Annotated in this window: 19 protein-coding genes and 1 pseudogene; 12 read left to right on the top strand and 8 right to left on the bottom strand. The window is 59.4% G+C overall.

Annotation, left to right across the window (positions count from 1 at the left end):
* The 3 genes and pseudogenes from BMY36_RS13770 to BMY36_RS13760 form a co-directional block, all read left to right on the top strand.
* A pseudogene (locus BMY36_RS13770) lies at nucleotides 1-211 on the top strand (IS5/IS1182 family transposase); the annotation flags it as partial.
* Between the two features lie 249 nt (nucleotides 212-460).
* Nucleotides 461-1369, top strand: coding sequence for an AEC family transporter (locus tag BMY36_RS13765; protein ID WP_050519197.1), 909 nt, complete (start codon nucleotides 461-463; stop codon nucleotides 1367-1369).
* Between the two features lie 319 nt (nucleotides 1370-1688).
* Nucleotides 1689-2618, top strand: coding sequence for a Kelch repeat-containing protein (locus tag BMY36_RS13760; RefSeq protein WP_050519196.1), 930 nt, complete (start codon nucleotides 1689-1691; stop codon nucleotides 2616-2618).
* Nucleotides 2619-2889: 271 nt separating this feature from the next.
* Here BMY36_RS13760 and BMY36_RS13755 read toward each other — a convergent pair whose 3' ends face one another.
* Nucleotides 2890-3273 (bottom strand): winged helix-turn-helix transcriptional regulator, encoded by a 384-nt coding sequence (locus tag BMY36_RS13755; RefSeq protein WP_050519195.1) that lies wholly within the window; start codon nucleotides 3271-3273, stop codon nucleotides 2890-2892.
* Nucleotides 3274-3376: 103 nt separating this feature from the next.
* Between BMY36_RS13755 and BMY36_RS13750 the strand changes: the two genes are divergently transcribed.
* The 9 genes from BMY36_RS13750 (at nucleotide 3377) to BMY36_RS13710 (ending at nucleotide 12840) form a co-directional block, all read left to right on the top strand.
* Nucleotides 3377-4483: an NADH:flavin oxidoreductase gene (locus BMY36_RS13750; RefSeq protein ID WP_050519194.1), complete on the top strand. Its 1107-nt coding sequence runs from the start codon at nucleotides 3377-3379 to the stop codon at nucleotides 4481-4483.
* Between the two features lie 51 nt (nucleotides 4484-4534).
* Nucleotides 4535-4792 (top strand): hypothetical protein, encoded by a 258-nt coding sequence (locus tag BMY36_RS19975; protein WP_050519193.1) that lies wholly within the window; start codon nucleotides 4535-4537, stop codon nucleotides 4790-4792.
* Nucleotides 4793-5385: 593 nt separating this feature from the next.
* Nucleotides 5386-5601 carry a hypothetical protein gene (locus BMY36_RS20310; protein WP_050519192.1) on the top strand — a complete coding sequence of 72 codons (216 nt, stop codon included), beginning with the start codon at nucleotides 5386-5388 and terminating at the stop codon, nucleotides 5599-5601.
* A gap of 119 nt (nucleotides 5602-5720) precedes the next feature.
* Nucleotides 5721-5948 carry an FCD domain-containing protein gene (locus tag BMY36_RS13735; protein ID WP_050519191.1) on the top strand — a complete coding sequence of 76 codons (228 nt, stop codon included), beginning with the start codon at nucleotides 5721-5723 and terminating at the stop codon, nucleotides 5946-5948.
* Entirely contained in the window at nucleotides 5945-7600 is a 1656-nt protein-coding gene (locus tag BMY36_RS13730; protein ID WP_050519190.1) for an amidase, read from the top strand. Before BMY36_RS13735 ends, BMY36_RS13730 begins: the two co-directional genes overlap by 4 nt.
* Before the next feature lie 112 nt (nucleotides 7601-7712).
* Nucleotides 7713-9212, top strand: a complete 1500-nt coding sequence (locus BMY36_RS13725) for an ABC transporter substrate-binding protein (protein WP_175469302.1) — start codon at nucleotides 7713-7715, stop codon at nucleotides 9210-9212.
* A gap of 61 nt (nucleotides 9213-9273) precedes the next feature.
* Nucleotides 9274-10215 carry an ABC transporter permease gene (locus BMY36_RS13720; protein WP_050519188.1) on the top strand — a complete coding sequence of 314 codons (942 nt, stop codon included), beginning with the start codon at nucleotides 9274-9276 and terminating at the stop codon, nucleotides 10213-10215.
* A 1-nt stretch (nucleotide 10216) separates the two neighbouring features.
* A complete protein-coding gene (locus BMY36_RS13715; protein ID WP_050519187.1) occupies nucleotides 10217-11032 on the top strand; it encodes an ABC transporter permease in 816 nt (271 codons plus the stop codon).
* Nucleotides 11029-12840 (top strand): ABC transporter ATP-binding protein, encoded by a 1812-nt coding sequence (locus tag BMY36_RS13710; RefSeq protein WP_050519186.1) that lies wholly within the window; start codon nucleotides 11029-11031, stop codon nucleotides 12838-12840. The genes BMY36_RS13715 and BMY36_RS13710 overlap by 4 nt, the downstream gene beginning before the upstream one ends.
* 25 nt (nucleotides 12841-12865) lie before the next feature.
* Here BMY36_RS13710 and BMY36_RS13705 read toward each other — a convergent pair whose 3' ends face one another.
* Genes BMY36_RS13705 through BMY36_RS13675 form a run of 7 tightly spaced genes read right to left on the bottom strand, consistent with a single transcriptional unit; the run spans nucleotide 12866 to nucleotide 20761 of the window.
* Nucleotides 12866-14656, bottom strand: a complete 1791-nt coding sequence (locus tag BMY36_RS13705; protein WP_050519185.1) for an ABC transporter ATP-binding protein — start codon at nucleotides 14654-14656, stop codon at nucleotides 12866-12868.
* Complete coding sequence (locus BMY36_RS13700; RefSeq protein WP_050519184.1) at nucleotides 14653-15612, bottom strand: acetamidase/formamidase family protein; 960 nt, start codon at nucleotides 15610-15612, stop codon at nucleotides 14653-14655. The genes BMY36_RS13705 and BMY36_RS13700 overlap by 4 nt, the downstream gene beginning before the upstream one ends.
* Before the next feature lies 1 nt (nucleotide 15613).
* Nucleotides 15614-17224 carry an ABC transporter substrate-binding protein gene (locus tag BMY36_RS13695; RefSeq protein ID WP_050519183.1) on the bottom strand — a complete coding sequence of 537 codons (1611 nt, stop codon included), beginning with the start codon at nucleotides 17222-17224 and terminating at the stop codon, nucleotides 15614-15616.
* A 37-nt stretch (nucleotides 17225-17261) separates the two neighbouring features.
* Nucleotides 17262-18182 (bottom strand): ABC transporter permease, encoded by a 921-nt coding sequence (locus BMY36_RS13690; RefSeq protein WP_050519182.1) that lies wholly within the window; start codon nucleotides 18180-18182, stop codon nucleotides 17262-17264.
* Nucleotides 18182-19066, bottom strand: a complete 885-nt coding sequence (locus BMY36_RS13685; protein ID WP_050519181.1) for an ABC transporter permease — start codon at nucleotides 19064-19066, stop codon at nucleotides 18182-18184. The genes BMY36_RS13690 and BMY36_RS13685 overlap by 1 nt, the downstream gene beginning before the upstream one ends.
* A complete protein-coding gene (locus BMY36_RS13680) occupies nucleotides 19044-19664 on the bottom strand; it encodes an ANTAR domain-containing response regulator (protein WP_050519180.1) in 621 nt (206 codons plus the stop codon). The genes BMY36_RS13685 and BMY36_RS13680 overlap by 23 nt, the downstream gene beginning before the upstream one ends.
* A complete protein-coding gene (locus BMY36_RS13675) occupies nucleotides 19661-20761 on the bottom strand; it encodes a transporter substrate-binding protein (RefSeq protein ID WP_231579687.1) in 1101 nt (366 codons plus the stop codon). Before BMY36_RS13675 ends, BMY36_RS13680 begins: the two co-directional genes overlap by 4 nt.
* Between the last annotated feature and the right edge of the window lie 113 nt (nucleotides 20762-20874).

The following is a 20874-nucleotide window of genomic DNA, read 5'->3' as shown; positions in this document are numbered from 1 at the left end:
GTCGAAACGCTTCGGCCGGACGATATGGCGACGATGGAGCGGCTATCACCGCCGAAGCCGCGTCGAAACAAAGATGCACTGTGTCAAACTGCTGGGTCAGCGCCTTATGGCGCGGGACTTCGACCGTCAGGTCGCGGAGTTCCAAGTTCGTGTTGCCGTCCTGAACGGCTTCACCACTCTCGGCACGCCCATTACAGAAGTCGTGGGATAAGTCTGTCCGGGGATAGGGGAACCCTCACCGTCAGACCATTTGTGCAACAGAGCCGCAAAGCACGCAGCGCCAATACGGGCACATCATCCAAAGTCATTCCACCCTCGCTATAACCTGCGGTTATTTCAATATGCAAAACTATGCGCGTATTTGAGGTTTAACGCCAGCCAAGGATACAGGCCACGATGCTTTCACATGTTCATAAAAGCCTAAACGCTTCCGCGATACGGCAGAAAAGTTCCATCAGACATGGATAGCCTGCTCTCTATTATCCTGTCGCTGCTGCCTGACCTCATCCTTATTGGGCTGGGTGGGGTAATCAGCAAACGGCTAACACCTGATATCTGGGCTGGCATCGACCGCCTGAACTTTCTTGTGCTTTTTCCCGCGCTCTTGTTCGTATCAGCATCTGTACGCCCGATTGCCATCTCTGAGATCGCGTCAGTCGGTGTCGGTGTCTGGAGCGTCATGGGGTTAGGATTTGGCTTGGGACTCCTCTTGCGTTCTTGGGGACCCCCCTCTTTTCTAGACTTCGCAGGTACGTGGCAGACCGCATGGCGTTTCAACACGGCGATTGCCTTTGTCGCGGCGTCAGCAATGCCCGCTGCCGTTTCCGGATTAATGTCTGTCGCAATTGGCCTCGCCGTTCCGGTGGCGAATGTCTTGGCTGTCGGTGCTTTGTCTCGCGGACGCGGGGGGGGGAAATCACGGCTCATCGCCATCGCCACCAACCCATTCTTACTGGCCAGTCTTGCTGGTATTTCTGTCGGTCTATCTGGTGTCGCCTTGCCGAAAGTCCCCGTGCAAGCGCTGTCACGCCTGTCTGAGGCAGCCGTGCCCATGGCACTTTTGTCCATAGGGGCCACGATGGATTGGAAGGCGGTCCTCCGTCTGGACAGGTTCTGTAGCGGGTTAAACGCTATCAAGCTGATAATTTTGCCATTTACCGTATGGATCGTGGCACCGCATTTGACCGATGATCCAGCGCTTGTCGCTTTAATGATCGTCTTTGCTGCGCTACCGACGGCATCGGCTGCGCATATTCTGGCAGGTGCTTTCGGCGCGGACCGTCGAGTTCCCTCCATGCTGATCGCGCAATCTACGCTGTTGAGTTGTATAACACTGCCGCTATGGATCGCAGTGGCTCTGCGTTTATAACGACGAGATAAAGCAATTTGAGGAGCGTCAAAAACGCTCGATTGTGAACGTTTCAAAACCGTGGTTTTGGAGAGGGATTTAACGGCGGCCCCGAGCCCAAGAGTGACCGCCCTGACTTGCTCCAAAACCATGAGAATTGGCGATTGAGCACACTCAGCCAGCTTTGCCCGATGCAGCACTTGTGGGGCTCGATGTTCATAGCCCTTTGTTAAGAATGGACGATTGAATTCAGTGTCGATGTCGGTAAGGTTTTTCGATCAATTTCTCCTCGATCAGCGAATATCAAATTTCTCGCGATCGATATAATTAAGGGTGCCAAATGACCGAGTGGACAACTGTTGCTTGCACTGGGGCGCCGCATTGTCGGCACGAATGTGGCTTTGCGGAATTTGAAGGCAAGTTCTACCTTTTCGGGGGCCGCCGTGTGCAGCCCGTTGATATTTTTGATCCAGAGACCAAAGCGTGGACCCACGGCAGCCCTCCGCCGATTGAGGTTCATCACTTTCAGCCCGTGGTCGTCGGTTCTGAGATCTGGATGCTTGGCACGATGAAAGGGCTATTCCCACGCGAAACGCCGCTGGACACTGTCCTGATTTACGAACCCGGCACGGATACTTGGAAAACCGGCCCTGAAATTCCGGTCGCGCGTCGCCGTGGGGCAAGTGGCTGTGCGATGCACAGTGATGGCTGGATTTATGTTGTCGGCGGGATCGTCGATGGTCATTATTCTGGGACACAGGCTTGGTTTGACCGGATCAATCCTGCTACCGGCGAATGGCAAATATTGCCGGATGCCCCGAACAAACGGGATCACGCGCCCTGTGCGATCGTTGGTAATACCCTTTATTTCTTTGGCGGGCGTGAGTCTGGTCGTCACAATGGGCAGGACTTCGAGGCCATGTTTGGCCACACGATTGGTGATGTGGATTTCTATGATTTCACAACAGGGACTTGGTCGGTTCATCAAGAACCTTTACCGATTGAAACTGCCGCTGGCGGCACGGGGGTGGTCAACAACAAAATTCATTACGTCGGCGGCGAATCTGGGCGTCTGGAAGCCTACAAAGAGATGCAGATTTTTGATACCTCTGCAGGGGTTTGGTCGTTTGGCCCATCCCTGAACCGCGAACGGCACGCCACGAATTGCTGCGTTTATGACGGGAAGCTGTGGATTGCTGCTGGCAGCGGTGCGCGCGGCGGAGAGCCGGAGTTAACCAGCATCGAATGTTTCGAAATAAACGAGCCATAAACGGAAGTGTAATAAACGAAGCTTAGTCCGCACAAAGAACCTTAGGGTCGCGCCAAAAACTCTCCAGACTGCGTGAAAACTCCGGTTTAGACTTCTTTTGCTGCCGATGATTCATGGCCGTCGCCCTATTCGTCGTGGAGATGAACGGTATGCCAGGATTAAAAAAGCCCCACTGTTTTCAAGGGGAGGCTCGTCAAACGTTGACGTGGCGTTGACGTAAAACGGGTGTGCTTATACACAAGCGAAACGTTCAACATTTAAGCCAGTAGCGTCAACTTTCTCTATGCTCCTTGTCATAGGTGACGCGTGCCGCGTCGACCGCGTCCATGTTGTTATTCGCCCAAAGATAGATCGCCTGAAACGGCGGCAGCAAGGTCATGCCCAGCGGCGTCATCTCGTAAAGCACGCCCGGCGGCGTGCTCGCGACAACAGTGCGAGCGATAATCCCATTCCGCTCTAACCGCTTAAGGGTCATAGATAGCGACTTTTGCGAAACCCCTTCTAACCGCCGCTTCAGATCATTAAAACGGGTGCCGCCGCCGTTCAGGACCGTCATAATCATCATCGACCACTTGTCGGCGACCTGATCGAACAGCAGGCGTGACGGGCAATCGACCGAAAATCGGGATCCGTTGCAGTCAGTTTTGTGCGACATGGTTTCCTCCGGGTGACTTAGTGCAACACAAGTGCGCTATGGACACTTGGTGTAAAAAGTATACCTAGGCCTTCGACACGAAACAAGAGACTTAGGATACGACATGAAAACCGACACACTCTTCCGCCCCTTCTCCCTTAAAGGGATGGAACTACGCAACCGCATCGTCATGGCCCCCATGACCCGCAGTATGGCCCCTGAGGGCATCCCTGGACAGCCGCAGGTGGACTATTATGAACGCCGCGCGGCCGCCGACGTCGGCCTGATCCTGACCGAAGGCACCGTGATCGACCGCCCCGCGTCGCGCAACACGCCAGGCATTCCGTTCTTTCACGGAGACAAGGCCATGGCCGGTTGGACCGATGTCGCCGCGGCAGTACATGCGGCAGGCGGCAAAATAGCGCCGCAGATTTGGCACACTGGCTCGACTCGCGCCGGTAAGTGGGAGCCGGAGGCCGAAGTCGAAAGCCCATCCGGCCTTGTTGGGCCTGACGAACCCCGCGGCCGCGCGATGACTGAGGCGGATGTTGCAGACACCATCGCGGCCTTCGCATCCTCGGCCAAGCTGGCCCGCGACGCAGGCTTTGACGCCGTGGAGGTGCATGGCGCACACGGCTACTTGATCGACCAGTTTTTCTGGTCCGGCACGAACAAACGCGATGATCGCTGGAACGGCCCCACGATCAAAGAACGCTCACGCTTTGCCGCAGAAATCGTGAAAGCGATCCGCGCTGCCGTCGGCCCGAATTTCCCGCTGATCCTGCGCGTTAGCCAATGGAAACAGCAGGACTACACTGCGCGGCTGGCGACAACCCCGGACGAAATGATGGATTGGCTTTTGCCGTTGGTCGAGGCAGGCGTCGATATGCTGCACTGCTCTCAGCGTCGGTTTTGGGAGCCTGAATTCCCCGAACTCGACGGCGCGGACGGCCTGAACTTTGCTGGGTGGGCGAAAAAGCTGACCGGTGCTGCGACAATCAGCGTCGGATCGGTTGGGCTAAACTCCGACTTTGGCGGTGCCTTCGCGGGTGAAGGGTCGCAGACCACTCCTCTCGACCGCCTCATCACCCGGATGGAGCGTGATGAGTTCGACCTGATCGCCGTTGGCCGCGCCTTACTGTCAGATGCGCAGTGGGCGAAGAAAGTCCGTAGCGGTCACATGGACGAGCTGCATGGCTTCAAAGCCGAAAATCTGCAGACCCTGTCATAAACTTATCGGCGGGTCAGCACCCTTGGCCCGCCGTTCGAAACTGCGCATGGAATGCCACGCAAAGGGCTGGGCATTCCATGGCCACCGGGCCAGTTCGCCATCTATCACGGTTATGAAAAGGCCAAAAAGAGCGCTTTCGTGCATAAGTTCGCAGAGCAGAGCTTCGAACAGGTTGCCCATGCGTCAGATTTCCGACCCCCAAAATATATGGCGATGTTCTACATTGGTGTTAAGAAGTCCCGAAAAACAGCATTTGATGCACAATACTTATTCGCATATTTTGGTTGCGGGAGGCCGCAACCGCTGTAATCTACCTGGTTTGCAGTGCTCTGTATGATATGCTCGGCATAATTTTGGCCAATTTCTTGGTTCTGGAATCGAGCTTACCCTCTAAAACGGCAGGCAAATTTAGAAAAACCAACACAATCAAAATCAGGCGATCCTTTTGCTACACAGTATCGCGCGGCGATGCAGTTGAGGGGATATGTCACATTCAAAACGCCTAAAACAGCGTAACGCCGAAAACTGCGCCGCGCAGAATTTTCTCATGATCATGCAATGCCGTTGGCAAGCACTCTTTCTTGGCGTTTTATCTGCTTTTAAAGGAACAGGGAACGGCGGCCTCACAGCGGTCGTGATGCCACAAGCGGGACATCCGGCTTGGTTCGCAATGTCACCCAAGACTGCCTCAATTCCAGCGCCGACGATATCGGTCGCACCAAGAGCTAAAGGCTGCGTGAGAGCAGCAACAAATTTGCCGTCAGTGTTATTCCCTGCGATGCATTGCGACGCCGTAACATCACCAACTTTCCATTCGGGGCAATAGCCAAGCGTGAACCACTTTTAAAATAGGACTCGCATGGCAACACTGCCTTTTGGCTTTGGCAAGGCACTCTCGGGGTTTGAAATCAGTGTTCAGCCGCGCTGAGACCAGCGCCATCCTTTCCCAAAAGCGCCATCGCCTCCGGCAAAGGGCCATTAAGGGGCCATTAGCTGCCTGTTTTCTGATCAACGCGCAAAAAAGCGAAAAACAAGGTGCCGTATCCAACGGATCGCTTGACATAGAAACTGTCCGCATGTCGGATGGCGAACAACTTACGGATTGGTTCGCACAGTGATTCACGCCTTGCCTTACAGCCCTGTTCAAGACGATCAAGACGCACGGGTCTTGGTGCAGACACGTCTGTGTGCCACGATGACCCGCGGGACACTTGAAACAAACGGCCGATTACCGTCTGTGCGCGACCTTGCAGCACGGATGCAGGCGGGGCGGGACTTGCGGTCAAAAGCGCTAACCTTTGAGACCCTTCAGATCGGCGATACTGAGCATGGCCAGATCATCGACCGGATCGAGGCTGGCGATGCCGCCGGGGCCAGCGCTGCGATGCAGATGCATTCTACCCCAGCGGCGTGCAACCTTAACAGAATTTTGGACCTTCCAATGCTTGAAGAGGTGCCGACATGACCGACACAGACATCACCCTTGGCGAAATCGCCGCCGCCGAACGGTTGATGGGCGTGCGCTATACAGATGCTGAACGGGCGCAGATGGTGGACAATCTTGAAGGTCAGATTGCGCAGGCGTTGCAACGGCGTGCCGTGCCGCTGGCCAATGCGGTGCCGATGGCAAGCAAGTTTGACCCGCGACTGCCCGGCTTTGCCATGCCACATGGGGCCGATGCGCTGACGCTGTCGACTGTTCACACCACCCTGCCTAAAGAAGATGCAGATATCGCCTTTGCCCCGATTACCGATCTGGCGCATTGGATCGCGACTGGCGTGCTGGACAGCCGCCGCCTGACGAAAATCTATCTCGACCGGATTGCCGAATTTGGCCCAAAGCTGGAATGTTGGGCCATGGTGACCCCCGATCTGGCGATGGCCGAGGCCGAGGCTGCCGATGCCCTGACCCGCGCGGGGGTCAATCTGGGGCCACTCCACGGCATACCCTATGGGTTAAAGGATTTGTTCGACACCAAAGGCATCGTCACCGGCTGGGGCGCCGAGCCGTTTCGTGACCGAGTGCCAGACCAAGATGCGACCATCGTTGGGCTGTTGCGCGCCAAGGGGGCGGTGCTGCTGGGCAAGACCACCGTGGGCGCACTTGCCTATAACGATATCTGGTATGGCGGCGTGACTCGCAATCCGTGGAACCTGAATGAGGGGTCAAGCGGCTCCAGCGCCGGATCGGCCAGTGCCACTGCTGCGGGTCTGTGCGCCTTTGCGATTGGCACCGAAACGCTGGGCTCCATTACCTCGCCCAGCCAGCGCTGCGGCACGACAGGGCTGCGGCCCACCTTTGGGCGGGTCAGCCGGGCGGGGGCAATGGCGCTGTGCAATTCGCTGGATAAGGTCGGGCCGATGTGTCGGTCGGTCGAGGATACGGCCATTGTTCTGGCGGCCCTGAATGGCGGTGACAGTGCTGATCGTTCCAGCATTGCCGCACCCTTTGTGTTTGATGCCAACCGCCCTATCGCGGGCCTGCGGCTTGGCTATCTGCCCGATGCCTTTGGCGATGGGGCCACCCCGGTCGATCACGCGGCCCTTGCCGCCGCCCGCCGTCTGGGGGTCGAGGTGGTCGAGGTCGCACTGCCAGACCTGCCCTACGGCGCGCTGATGAACATTCTTTACGCCGAAGCCGCGGCCAGTTTCGAGGATCTGACACTGGGCAATCTCGATGACACGCTGACGTGGCAAGATGATGGGGCATGGCCCAACACCATGCGCAAGGCGCGGTTTTTGTCGGCGGTCGATCATGTGCAGCTGGACCGCTTGCGCTATGTGGTGATGCAAGCGCTTGACGGGCTGTTTCGCGATGTTGATGCGCTGATTGGGCCTTTTATGACCGGCCCGATGCTGATTGCATCAAATTACACCGGCCACCCCTGCCTGCACCTGCGCGCCGGGTTTCAGGATTTGGGCACCCGCAGCCCGGCCTCGCTTGGGTCAGGCAAGTTGACGACGGGTGATGCCGACGTGTCCGGGCGCAGCTTTACCGTGCCGCAGGGCATATCCCTTTGGGGGCGGCTGTTTGACGAAGGGCCAATCCTGAACATCGGCATGGCGCTGGAGCGTGAGTTGGGCGTGGCCCACCTGCGCCCCGGTTTTCCTACCTAAGGCCCGCTCCACCTATCACAGCATAACAAAACCGGTTTTCGGTCAAACACAGGGAGAAATATTGATGAAACGTCGCGATTTCCTTCGTAATTCGACTGCTATAATGGGAACCATGGCCATATTTGGCACGGCCATCCCGCAGGCCGTGCTGGCCCAAGAAACACCGGTGACAGGCGGCACGCTGATCTGGGGCCATTCGGAAACCACCCAGAATTTGGACATCCACCAAACCGGCACAGCATCGTCCAGCCGGGTGCTACAGAACGTTCATTCAAGCCTTGTGACTGTGGATGCCGATCTGAACGTGATCCCCGATCTTGCGGAAAGCTTTGAGGTATCAACCGATGGCCTAACCTACACCTTCAAGCTGCGCCCGGGGGTGACGTTTCACAATGGCGCGGCCATGACCTCCGCCGATGTGAAATACTCGTTTGAGCGGTGCAAGGATCCCGCCACGGGTGCGGTGAACTTTGAGGTGTTCAACAATGTTGCATCCATCGACACGCCAGATGATCTGACGGTGGTTATCACCATGAGCAGCATCAACGCGCCCTTCCTGTCGCGTCTGGCCGAAAACGGCGCGGGGGCGATCATGCCGGTGGAATCCGGCCCGACCCAAGGCACAAATCCCATGGGCGCAGGCCCGTTCAAATTTGTCCGCTACGAGGTGGGCACCGTGGTGGAGCTGGCCCGGTTTGATGATTACTGGAACGGCCCCGCCTTTTTGGACGGCGTGCTTGCCCGCGAAATTACCGAACCCACCACGCGCCTGACCGGCCTGCGCACGGGCGAGTTGCACATGATCAACGATATTCCGCTGGACCGGGTGTCGGAATTGCAGGGCGACGCCAGCCTTCAGGTCAAGACATGGTTCCCGCTGAACTTTGATTTCATCAACATGAACCACACCTACCCGCCGTTCCAGGATGCCCGCGTGCGGGTCGCGTTTGACATGATCATCGACAAGGAGGCGCTGATGCAGGGCGCGCTTTGGGGTCAGGGTGCCACATCACCCAGCGCCAGCTTTCCGACGGGTGCGGCCTTTAACAAATCGCTGGTGCAGCGCCCGCAGGACATTGAGGGGGCCAAGGCCCTGCTGGCCGAGGCAGGCCACCCCGAAGGCTCGCTTAACATCGTGTTCAAGGCCACCACCAACTATCCCTATCACATTGAAACCGCACAAATCCTTGTCGAATGGTTCCGCATGGCAGGTGTAAACCTGACGATTGAGCAGTTGACCTGGGCCGATTGGTTAAGCCAGTGCTGGGTCGACAAAGATTATCAGATGACGATGATGAACTTCTTTACGCTGTGGGAATCTGATTTCCTGTATTATAGCGTCTGGAACTCCAAAGGGGCCTATAACTACCGCGCGATCAATGATCCGATCATCGACCAGCTGACCGAACAGGCACGGATCACCGTGGATAATGCGGCCCGCGCCGATGTCTACAAACAGGTGCAGCAGCAAATCTGGGACCAAAGCCACGACATCATCCTGTGGTTCCGCAATGGCACCATAGGGGCGCAGCCATCGGTCAAGGGCCTTGACAGCGTGGTGCATCCGAACGGGTCGAACCTGAACTTCCACAAAGTCTGGCTGGCGGCCTAAAGCCAGCATCCCGGCGGGTCGCCCCTGACCCGCCGGACACCTTTGGCGCGAGCATCGCTTTATGACCTATGTGCTGAACCGGCTTTTGTCGGTGATCCTGACCCTGTTCCTGATCACGCTGATCACATTTGCCATCACCAACATCCTGCCAGGGGATGTGGCGATGATGATAATGGGCACCCAGTCCAACCCCGAGGCGCTTGCAGGCCTGCGGCAATCGCTGGGGCTGAACGACCCATTGCTGGTGCAATACGGGCGCTGGGTGGGCGGTATGCTGACCGGCGATTGGGGCGACAGCCTGATTTTTAAAAAACCGATTGCGGAGCTGTTGTCGCAAAAGATTGTGGCATCGGCGATTATCGTTGTTATGTCGATGACCATCGCGCTGGCACTGGCCATTCCACTGGGTGTCTGGGCCGCCGTTCACCGCGACAAATGGCAAGACACCGCCAGCTCCTCGACAGCCCTTCTGGGGGTCAGCCTGCCAGATTTCTTTTGGGGGATCGTGATGATCCTTGTCTTTGCGCGCTGGCTGGGCTGGTTTCCCTCCTCAGGCTTTGTCGATCCGTCCGAGAATTTTGTGCGGGCGCTGCGCCATGCCTTTTTGCCCTCGCTGGCGCTGGGGCTGGGGCTGATGGCGCATCTGACGCGGATGACTCGCTCCACCATGATCGGGATTCTGGGGCAAGAATTTATCCGCGTTGCCCGCGCCAAGGGCCTGTCGGAGCGTACGGTGATCTGGCGCTATGCGCTGGCAAATGCGATTGGCCCGGTTATCACCATTGCGGGGCTGCAAATCGGCTATCTGTTCGGGTCGATTATCGTGATGGAGACGCTGTTTAACTATACAGGCATGGGCTGGCTGACCTATCAGGCGCTTTTGAACCGTGACATGCCGCTGATACAGGCCAGCGTCTTTGTGATTGCGGCGGTGGTGATGCTGACCAATCTGGTGGTGGACCTTTTATATGTGGCCATCGACCCCCGGATAAGGCTGGACTGAAATGAAACGCTTTCTTTCTGTCAAAGGGTTAATCGGTCTGATCCTTGTGGGCAGCATGGTGCTGATCGGTATTTTTGCGCCGATTCTGATCCCACCCGAGGCCGGCACCGCCATGGACATGACCTCGCGCCTATCGCCGCCATCTTGGGCGCATCCGTTCGGCACCGACCAGCTGGGGCGCGATCTGATGGTGCGCGTGCTGCTGGGCACCCGCCTGTCGCTGGAAATCGCGGTGACGGCGGTGATGATGAGCATTCTGATCGGCCTGCCGCTGGGCATGGTATCGGGCTATTTCGGGGGGATCACCGACAATGTGCTGATGCGGCTTGTCGACACGCTGCTGGCCTTTCCGGCGCTGCTGCTAGCGCTGACAATCTCGGCCATTCTGGGGCCCAACCTGCAAAACACCATCATCGCCATTGGTGTGGCCTTTACCCCCTTCCTTGCGCGGATCGTGCGGGGCGAGGCGCTGCGCGTGGCCCAAATGCCCTATGTCGAGGCCGCCCGCGCCTCTGGCACCACAGATATGATGATATTGTGGCGCCATATTCTGCCCAATATCTTGCCCGCCGTGATTGTGCAGGCAACCATCTCCATCGCCTTTGCCATTCTGGCCGAGGCGGGCCTGTCGTTTCTGGGTCTGGGCACGCAGCCGCCTGCGGCCAGTTGGGGGTTGATGATCCAAGCCTCGCGCGATTTTCTGGACCGCGCGCCTTGGACAGCCCTTGTGCCCGGCATTGCGGTGGCCCTGACCGTGCTGGGGCTGAATATGTTTGGCGATGTGCTGCGCGATATTCTTGATCCGAGGTCGAAATGAACGCTCTTGTCACCGTCGATGCCTTGCAGGTTGCCTTTGCCACAGACAGCGGCCCGATCATCGGGGTGCAGGATGTGTCTTTCACCATCAACCCCGGCGAAACGGTTTGTGTGGTGGGCGAAAGCGGGTCGGGCAAATCGGTGACGGCTCTGTCGCTGATGCGGCTGGTGGAATTTGGCGGGGGCACCATAACCGGCGGCGCTTTGTCGTTTCGCCGCCCGGATGGGCAGGTTCTGGATGTGGCCGCAGCCGATTCGCAGGTGATGGCCGCGATCCGTGGCAATGAGATCGGGATGATCTTTCAAGAACCGATGACCGCGCTGAACCCGGTTTTCACCATAGAACGCCAGTTGACCGACGGGCTGATCCTGCACAAGGGCCTTTCCCAAACCGAAGCCCGCACCCGCGCGCTGGACCTGCTGCGCTCGGTTCGTATCCCCGAACCTGAACGCCGCCTGCGCCAATACCCGCACGAGCTTTCGGGTGGCATGCGCCAGCGTGTCGTGATCGCCATGGCCATGGCCTGTGAGCCGCGCCTGCTGATCGCCGATGAGCCGACAACTGCGCTGGACGTGACCATTCAGGCCGAGATTCTGGCCCTGATAAACCGGCTGAAGCGCGAGCAAGGCATGGCCGTGCTGTTCATCACGCATGATATGGCCGTTGTGGCGCAGATGGCTGACCGGGTTGTGGTGATGTATCGCGGACGCATCGTCGAGACCGGCACCGTCACCGAGATATTCGAGACACCCCAGCAGGACTACACCCGCGCCCTGCTGGCCGCTGTGCCAAAACTGGGCGAGATGAAGGGCAAGCCTGCACCCGAAAAGATGCGTATCCTTGGGGATGACGCCGCCTATGCCGCCGCCAAACCCGTTACTGCGCGCAAGCCAGAGGTGCTGCTGGACGTGCGCCACCTGACCACCCGTTTCCCGGTTAAGGGCGGCATCCTGCGTCGCACCGTAGCGCAGGTTCATGCGGTCGAGGATGTCAGCTTTACCCTGAACGTGGGCGAAACCTTGGCGCTTGTCGGCGAATCCGGTTGTGGCAAATCTTCGTGCGGGCGGTCGATCCTGCGGCTGATTGAGCCGCAATCCGGCGAGGTGTGGATCAATGGGCGCGATATCGGCGCGCTTGGCCCTCATGATCTGCGACGTGCGCGCGCCGATATGCAGATGGTGTTCCAAGACCCTTTTGCCTCGCTTAACCCTTACCGGCGGCTGCGCGATCAGGTGGCCGAACCGATCCAGAACTTTGGCCTCGCACAAGGGCAGGCACTGCGCGACCGCGTGGCCGAAATCTTTGACAGGGTTCAATTGCCACGTGCGTTCATGACACGTTTCCCGCACGAACTTTCGGGCGGTCAGCGCCAGCGTGTTGCGATCGCGCGGGCACTGGCGGTCAACCCTAAACTGATCGTTGCAGACGAGGCAGTGTCGGCGCTGGATGTGTCGGTGCAGGCGCAAGTGCTGAATCTGATGATGGAGTTGCAGGCCGACCTTGGGCTGTCTTACCTGTTCATCAGCCATGACATGGCCGTAGTGGAACGGGTCGCCCATCACGTCGGCGTCATGTATCTGGGGCGGATCGTCGAAATCGGGCCACGCGCGGCGGTGTTCGACAACCCGCAACACCCCTATACACAACAGCTGCTGTCTGCGGTGCCCATCGCCGACCCGCGCCGCCGCCGCTTTGCCGATGACCTAAGCTTCAAGCCAATCACTTCGCCGATCTTTCCGCTTGGTCATCAGTCCGCCCCGTCGGTCTATACCGAGGTGGCCCCCGGCCATCTGGTCCTGCAATCCTGAGCCGGGACTGGCGCCGTCTCTGGCCTCAATCACCTGACCCTTGCGCCACCAGATGCCCTCCGCCAATATCTGTCAACGCCACCCGCACCGGCCCCGCGCCAATTGCAAAAACCGGGCTTGGCACATCGCCCGCAAGGCGTGGCTGCGGTTGGCGCACAAATGCAGGATCGGGCACCGGCACCGCGTCGATCAAGCGCCGGGTGTAGGGGTGTTGCGAGTTGCCAAACACCTGCGCCTTGGTGCCCATCTCGACAATCTGGCCCAGATACATCACCGCCACCCGGTCGCAGATGTTTTCCACCACCGCCATATCATGGCTGATGAACAGATAGGCCACGCCAAATTCGCGCTGCAAGGTGGCAAGCAAATCCAACACCCGCGCCTGCACGCTGACATCCAGCGCCGACACGCTTTCATCGGCGATGATCAACTCAGGGTTCAGGCACAAAGCGCGGGCAATGCAGATGCGCTGGCGCTGCCCGCCCGAAAATTCATGCGGGTATCGGTCGTATTGGTCGGCGGTCAGGCCCACGCGGGCCATCAGATCCGCCGCGCGGGCGCATTGGGTTTCGCGCGTGCCGATGCGGTGAATGACAAGCGGCTCCGCAATCAGATCGCCCACCCGCATGCGGGGGTTCAACGCGGCCATCGGGTCTTGAAACACCATCTGCACGCGCCGGCGGATGTTTTTAAGGCCCTGTTTGTCCAGACCTTTTAGCGAAGTGTCGCCGATCGCAATGCTGCCCGCGTGATCCACCAGCCCCATCATCGCTTTGGCGATGGTCGATTTACCGCAGCCAGACTCGCCCACCAAGGCGAATGTTTCAGCGCGGCGAATGTCAAAGCTGACCGCCTCAACCGCATGCACATTGCGCACCGTGCGGCCCAGCAGCCCGCCTTTCAGACCAAAGCGCACGCTGACATCGCGCAAGCTGGCGACGAGAGCCGCAGGCACGGGGGCATGACGCGCCGCCCCCTGCCCCATGCGCGGCACGGCGGCCAGCAGGTCGCGGGTGTAGCGCTCCGTGGGTCGCGCAAACAGGTCGCGGGTGGCGGCCTGTTCCACCATCCGGCCATTTTGCATCACGATCACCCGGTCGGCCATTTCGGCAACCACGCCCATATCATGGGTGATCAGGATAATCGCGGTGCCCAGATCGCACTGCAAATCGCGCAAAAGGTCCAGCACCTCGCGCTGCACGGTCACGTCAAGCGCGGTTGTCGGCTCGTCCGCAATCAACACCTCGGGGCGCAGGGCCAGCGCCATGGCGATCATCACACGCTGGCGCATTCCGCCAGAAAGCTCGTGCGGGTATTGGTCGAACCGGCGGGCAGGTTCGGACAGGCGCACGGCCTGCAACGCCTCAATTGCGCGGGTGCGGGCGGTGGCGCGGCTGACATCTTGATGCGCGCGGATCGCCTCGGCCAGTTGAAAGCCCACGGTCAGCACCGGGTTCAGGCTGGTCATCGGTTCTTGAAAAATCATCGCGATACGGTCGCCGCGAATGGCGCGCATCTGATGTTCGGGCAAATCGTGCAAACCGACCGCCCCAAGATGGATGCTGCCGCCCGAGATATGCACCGCAGGCGGTGGCAGCAGCCCCATGATCGCCAGCGAGGTGATCGACTTGCCCGACCCGCTTTCGCCCGCAATGGCAAGCGTCTCGCCACGGTTCAGGGCAAAAGACAGATCGCTGACAAGCGGTTTCAGCCCCGCGTCAGTTCGCACTGAAACGCACAGCCCATCGACCCGCAGTACGGGGTCTGGTGTCGGGGCCAGCGCGGCCCCGACGGTTGGCTCAGATGCAAAGCTCATTCAAACACGCAACGCGGAAAGTAGAAGCTGACAACCCAGTTGGGCATATCCACAATTTCGGATATCCGCAGATCGCCGCAGGTCGATACCAGCATATAGGCATCCACCGCCGCCATTCCGCGCTGCGCGGATAACAGGTCCACCATGGCCGACACTGCATCGCGGGCCGCCGACATCAGATCAGGCCCAATCCCGGTCGTCACCTCATAGCCCTTGGCATCCAGATGCCGCGTGACCGGCCCCGGCGTGGTAAAGCGCGGGGTTTTCAGGTTGGCACCTTTGACAAGATCAAGGGTCAGCACCACGTCCATCGGCGACTCGATGGCGGTGCCACACACCTCGCCATCCCCTTGGGCTGCATGGGTATCACCCACGCTGAACAGCGCCCCTGCCACCTCGACCGGCAGGTAAAGTGTGACCCCAGCGTTCAGATCCCGGATGTCCAGATTGCCACCAACCCGGCGCGGGGGCACGACCGAATGCAGCCCTGCCTCGGCCAAAGCATTGCCGATGGTGCCGGCAAAGGGTTTCAGCGGCACGCGGGCGTTGGTGTCCCAAAGGGCAGGCTCCATCGTGCGCGTGTCATATTTCCAGACCTTTAGCGCTGGGTCGGGAAATTGGTCGGCCAAAAGACCAAAGCCGGGGATGTTCGCGGTCCACCCAAACCCTACACCCGCCATCTCACGCGGGGCAAAGCTTTCGATGGTAATTTTCACCGCATCACCGGGCATCGCGCCCTCAATATACACAGGGCCCGACACCGGGTTGATTTTGCCGAAATCCAGCGCGGCAATATCGGCGACGGTCGACGACGGGCCAAGTTGGCCCGCCGAGCTGTCATTGCAATGAAACAGGATCGTTGATCCCGGTTCAGCGCGCAGCACCGGGGCCAGGGAATTGTCCCAGCCGAAATGATGCTGCGCGCCATGGATGGTATAGTTACAGGCTTTGCACATATTATTTCACGAAAACATAGTCATAGTTGACAGGGATCGACACCGGATCGACGTAAAGCGCATCCGCGCCGCCCATGCGGTCGGACTTCATCGTATAGCGCTCCTCATTGAACACCGGCACCCAAGGCGCCTGCTCCATCACGCCCATGTAGACATCAGACCACAGCGCCATCCGCTCGGCAGCCTTGGCCGGGTCGGCCATGCTGTCAGCTTGCGCCGCTTTGGCATCAAGGCCTGCATCGCAGAACTTCGACCAGTTCCAACCCCCTTCAGCGGCCCCCGAACAGCCAAGGATTGGGCCGTAGAAGTTCGACGGATCGGGAAAATCGGCAATCCACGCCATACCGCCCGACCAGATCATGGGCGCTGTGCCTGCACCGCCCGCCTCGATCACATTGGCCTGCGCGAGGCTTCGGATGTTCACCTTGACCCCAATGGCCGCCAGATCTTGCTGCATCGCTTGGGCAATACGGGGGTTAGGGTCGGTGTTCATCACATACAGGTCGGTCTCGAACCCATCGGGCAGCCCGGCCTGCGTCAGCAGTTTCTTGGCACCCTCCACATCAAAGGCAAAGCCCGTATAACCCGCAGTATATCCGGGCATCGAGGGCGGCAGCGGCTGGTTGGCCGGGATCGCCCGGCCGTTAATAATCTGCACAATCCGGTCTTTGTTGATCGCCATATTGACGGCCTTTCGGACCTCTAGCTTGTCAAAAGGCGGGGCCGTGACGTTCAGGGTGATGTATCCTGTCTGCAATTGCCCCCCGATCACGACTTGCGCCGCTTGCACAGGATCGGCCATCACTTCGACAAACTTGGCGGGTGGGATACCGTCACCGGGCACGTCAACCTCGCCGCTTTGCAGCCGCAACAGGGCGACAACCGGCTCTTGGCCCACCTCGAACACGATGCTGTCAAGGTAGGGCACACCTGCGCGCCAATGATCAGCATTTTTCTCGAACACCAGCTTTTGGCCCAACGTCCATTCTGCCAGCTTGAAAGCCCCAGTGCCGACGGGCATTTTGCCAAAATCGCCCGCCGCCGCATCAACGGCCTCTTTTGGGACAATCGACGAAAAATTCAGGGCCATGACATGCAGGAATGTGGCATCCGGTCGCGACAGCGTGATTTTAACCGTCAATGGGTCCACCACTTCCACGCCCGAAAGCCCCGCGTCGCCCGCCGCATCATACCCGGCGATGGAGCCGAAGAACCCTGCCCCCGGCGATTGGGTGGCGGGGTTGGTCACCCGGTCCAGCGAATATTTTACATCATCCGCCGTCATCTCGCGGCCATTGTGAAACTTCACACCCGCACGCAGCTTGAAGGTGTAAACTAGGCCGTCTGCCGACAATTCGTAACTGTCCGCAAGCCCGGGACGCAGCGTGGTGGTTCCGGGCACATAATCCATCAGGCTGTCAAAGATGGATTTGATCATTGACCAGTTCTGCCAGTCATAGCCGATGGCAGGGTCCAGCGTGGCCACATCATCCTTATAGGTGATTGTGATCGACCCGCCACTTTTGGCGTTTGGATCGGGGGTGTAATCTTGCGCCAGCACAGGTGCGGCCAGCGACAGGGTCAGTGCGGTCGAGAGAAGCCATTTATTCACGATTTTTCTCCTGTTGGGTGGTCAAATAAAAGGCGCATCAGCGCAGCTTGATGCGGGGGTCAACAAAGGGGGCCACGAGATCGGCCAGCAAATTTCCAAGCACGATGGCGCAGGCCGAAACCAGCGTGACGCCCATGATGATGGGAATGTCGACGCGCTGAATGGCCTGCCAAGCAAGCTGGCCAATGCCGGGCCAGCCAAACACCGATTCCACCACCACAATGCCGCCCATAAAAATGCCGATGTCGATGCCGATCATGGCAATCACGGGCAATATAGCGTTGGGCAGGGCATGGCGCAGCACCACGCGCGCGCGACCAAGGCCCTTGGCGCGCGCGGTGCGGATGTAATCGGTCCGCAACACGTCGATCATCGACGAACGCATCATCCGCGCGTACCAGCCAGACCCAAGGATACCCAAGGTCAGCGCAGGCAGCACCAAATGCGCAAACGTGCCGTAGCCGCCAATGGGAAACCAACGCAGTTGCACCGCGAAAACATAAAGCAGCAGCAGGCTCACCACGAATTGCGGTGCCGATACCGTGATGAACGAAGCCATCATCAACAGCTGATCCGGCCAGCGCCCACGCCACACGGCGGCAATGATGCCCATGGCCAGACCAATCAGCAACTCGGCGGTGATCGCCGCCAGCATCAACAAAAGCGTGGCGGGCAGGCGTGACAAGATCAACTCGGTCACTTCGGTCTTTTGCAAATAGCTGCGGCCCATATCGCCCTGCACGAGCCCCCACAAATACCGTCCGTATTGCACAAAAAATGGCTGATCAAGGCCAAGCTGACGGCGGATATTTTCGACCGTCTCGGGCGTGGCCGCACGTCCCGCGATTTGGCGAACGGGGTCGGCGGGCAGGACATAAAGCAGAATGAAAGTGATGAAACTGACCCCCAGCAAGATCAGCGCCGATTGCACCAGCCGCCTTGTCAGATAGCCCAGCATCAGGTTCGCCCCCGCTGTGTTGGGTCCAGCTCATCGCGCAAGGCGTCACCCACCAGATTGAACGCCAGCGCCAAAAGAATGATCGCCACACCGGGAATGAACACAAGCCAAGGGGCCGATTGGAAATAGGTCTGGTTTTCAAAGATGATGTTGCCCCAGCTGGGTGTGGGGGGCTGCACCCCGACGCCCAGAAACGACAAAGTTGCCTCCAGCAGCACCGTGGTCGATATCCCCAAAGTGCCCCAGACAATGATCGTCGGCATGAGGTGCGGCAGGATATGGCGGAACAAAATGCGCCCCGTGCCCGCACCCAATGTCCGCTCGGCTGCGATAAAATCGCGCGCGGCGATGGCGGTGGTCTCGGTATAGATCACACGGGCGGTCTGCACCCAGTTCACCAGCGCAATGACCAAAGCCACAATCCACAGCGAGGGTTGGAAAATCGCCGCCAAACAAATCGCCAGCAACAATGCCGGAAAGGCCATCATTAGATCGGTGAAGCGCATCAGGGCCGCCCCCAGCCAGCCGCCAAAATACCCTGCCGTCAGCCCGACCAGCGTGCCAATCAGCAGTGCCAGCCCATTGGCCACCACGCCGATCACCAGCGATGTGCGCGCACCATACAAAATGCGCGAGAACAGATCGCGGCCCAAAAGGTCGGTGCCCATCAGAAACTTGGCATCGGGCGGCATTGGCGCACCCTGCAACGTCAGCCCGTCAAACATTTGGTCGTCAGGCGCGAAAGGCGCAATCAGCGGTGCAAACAGCGCCGCCCCCACGATCAGCACAATGACGACCGCGCCAAACACCGCCAGTTTGCGCCGGGCAAGGCGCGACAGCACACCGCGCGGGCGTGTGGCCCTAACCCCAGTCGCGTCGGTCATCGCGGCCCCCCGTCTGGTCAGTTGGACCAACGATCCGCCCAGCGGCATCCTCTAGACTGATGCGCCATGCCATCGCCATCTGGCGCAGCTGGCCGTAAGCCTCGGCCTCGGGTTTGCCGCGCGCCATCAGCATGGTCACGGCGCGCACCACGGTCTGCCGCTCATTCAGGCGCCGGCGCAGATCGGCAACCTCGGCAAACAGGGCCCGTTGCGCATCAAAGGCATCGCGCGCGATCAGCAGCGCCGAATAGGCCCCGTTATCGCCCACAGGCTTCAGCAATTGCGCCTGCGCGCCCGCCCGCAGCGCCCATTCAATCCGGCCCGGCGCCTCGGACCCAATCAGGGCGATCAGCGGCACCGGCGGTTGCTGCGCGGGCCATGGGAACATCCCATCATGGCCCATGTCGGCATCAAAAAACACAAAGTCCACGCCGCTGGCATCGGCGGCCACATCCGCGTCACCCTCGGGCCATGCCTGCCGCACCTCTAGCCCGATGGCCGTCAACTGGCGGGTCAGGGCCACCACTGTCGGATGCGCGCGGTGCAAAATCAACGCCCGCGCGCCGCCAAGGTTCTGAATGCGAATAGGCTGCTTCACGACACCACCCGCAGCAAGGGGGCAGCCCGCACGTCACACCCCCGGGTTAGATAGGGATCACCTGCCACACCTTCGATCCGGCGCAGGGGGTGAAACGCGCCACCCCGCACCTGCGCGATGATAACCGGCAAAACGGTGTGATGCGTCTGCACATCAATGATGCCCGGCGTGCCCGAATGTTCGGCCAGCAATCGCGCAAGGCTTAGGTGTTCGCCCCCCGGACGGTGCGCAAGCAGCCGCGCCAGCTCCATTACTGCGGCAAATGCAGCCGCTTCATGCGAGGAGCCAAAGTCGCACCGCTGGCGGGGCCAGCCTGCCGCCCCGCAAAAATACGGGCCCGCAGCGATTAACCCTTCGGCGGCACCTCCAAGCGCGGGCAGTTCACATTCGGTCAGATTGCACGACAGCACCGGGCACCGCGCGGGCGCAAAATGCGGGTCCGACAGCCCAAGCGCGCGATAGGCCACCATGAACGCATAAGACGAAGGCCCGATCAACGAGTTCAGCACAAAATCAGGCCGGGCCAGCCTGATCTCTTCGATCATCCGGTCCACATCCACAGAGCCGATGGGCAAATACCGCTCGCCAAGCACCACGCCCCCGGCCTGCATGATCCGCTCGCGCGCAAGGCGGCTCATCTCCCAGCCCCAGATGTAATTTGACCCTGCCAGAAACCCGCGGCCGCCAAAGCGGGGCATCACAAACGCCAACAACGGTAGCAGATGTTGGTTCGAGCAAGCGTGGGTATAAACGATATGATCTGACGCCTCGAACCCCTCATAAGGCACGGCATACCACAGCGATCCACCGTGTTTTTCAAGGGTCGGGATCACCTCTTTGCGGCTCCATGAGGTGACACAGCCAATAACATGGTTTGCACCGGAATGGCGCAGGATATCCTCACACATCGGGCCATAAAGATCGACGTTGCCCGCAGGGTCCCGCACCACCGGCACAAAGGCCAGATCCAGCGCAGGGTCCGCGTTCACGGCGTTGATCGCCGACGATACACCCACACGGCAGGCTTGCGAAATCAAAGCGTAACTCCCCGATGCGGAGTAGAGGATCCCCAATGGAATGCGCCGCTTTTCGATCACGCCAATGCTCCAAAATGCAAAAAGCCCGGATGCAGACCAAAAGGTCTACGATCAGGGCCCAGATGCCGCGCGGCTTTTCGCCAGATGTTGATTAACTGTCGGGCAATGCATGC

Origin of the sequence: Pseudorhodobacter antarcticus (assembly GCF_900110135.1) — a bacterium.
GTDB lineage: Bacteria > Pseudomonadota > Alphaproteobacteria > Rhodobacterales > Rhodobacteraceae > Pseudorhodobacter > Pseudorhodobacter antarcticus.
Note: the sequence above shows the minus strand (reverse complement) of the source record. Positions and strands in the feature narration are given on the sequence as shown.

Bases quoted from the DNA above. Each gene is read 5' to 3' on its own strand.
- BMY36_RS13725 (WP_175469302.1), top strand. From the start codon at position 7,713: ATGGCCATATTTGGCACGGCCATCCCGCAGGCCGTGCTGGCCCAAGAA.
- BMY36_RS13730 (WP_050519190.1), top strand. From the start codon at position 5,945: ATGACCGACACAGACATCACCCTTGGCGAAATCGCCGCCGCCGAACGG.
- BMY36_RS13690 (WP_050519182.1), bottom strand. From the start codon at position 18,182: ATGCTGGGCTATCTGACAAGGCGGCTGGTGCAATCGGCGCTGATCTTG.
- BMY36_RS13685 (WP_050519181.1), bottom strand. From the start codon at position 19,066: ATGACCGACGCGACTGGGGTTAGGGCCACACGCCCGCGCGGTGTGCTG.
- BMY36_RS13750 (WP_050519194.1), top strand. From the start codon at position 3,377: ATGAAAACCGACACACTCTTCCGCCCCTTCTCCCTTAAAGGGATGGAA.
- BMY36_RS13760 (WP_050519196.1), top strand. From the start codon at position 1,689: ATGACCGAGTGGACAACTGTTGCTTGCACTGGGGCGCCGCATTGTCGG.
- BMY36_RS13755 (WP_050519195.1), bottom strand. From the start codon at position 3,273: ATGTCGCACAAAACTGACTGCAACGGATCCCGATTTTCGGTCGATTGC.
- BMY36_RS13715 (WP_050519187.1), top strand. From the start codon at position 10,217: ATGAAACGCTTTCTTTCTGTCAAAGGGTTAATCGGTCTGATCCTTGTG.
- BMY36_RS13700 (WP_050519184.1), bottom strand. From the start codon at position 15,612: ATGTGCAAAGCCTGTAACTATACCATCCATGGCGCGCAGCATCATTTC.
- BMY36_RS13720 (WP_050519188.1), top strand. From the start codon at position 9,274: ATGACCTATGTGCTGAACCGGCTTTTGTCGGTGATCCTGACCCTGTTC.
- BMY36_RS13705 (WP_050519185.1), bottom strand. From the start codon at position 14,656: ATGAGCTTTGCATCTGAGCCAACCGTCGGGGCCGCGCTGGCCCCGACA.
- BMY36_RS13710 (WP_050519186.1), top strand. From the start codon at position 11,029: ATGAACGCTCTTGTCACCGTCGATGCCTTGCAGGTTGCCTTTGCCACA.
- BMY36_RS19975 (WP_050519193.1), top strand. From the start codon at position 4,535: ATGCCACGCAAAGGGCTGGGCATTCCATGGCCACCGGGCCAGTTCGCC.
- BMY36_RS13765 (WP_050519197.1), top strand. From the start codon at position 461: ATGGATAGCCTGCTCTCTATTATCCTGTCGCTGCTGCCTGACCTCATC.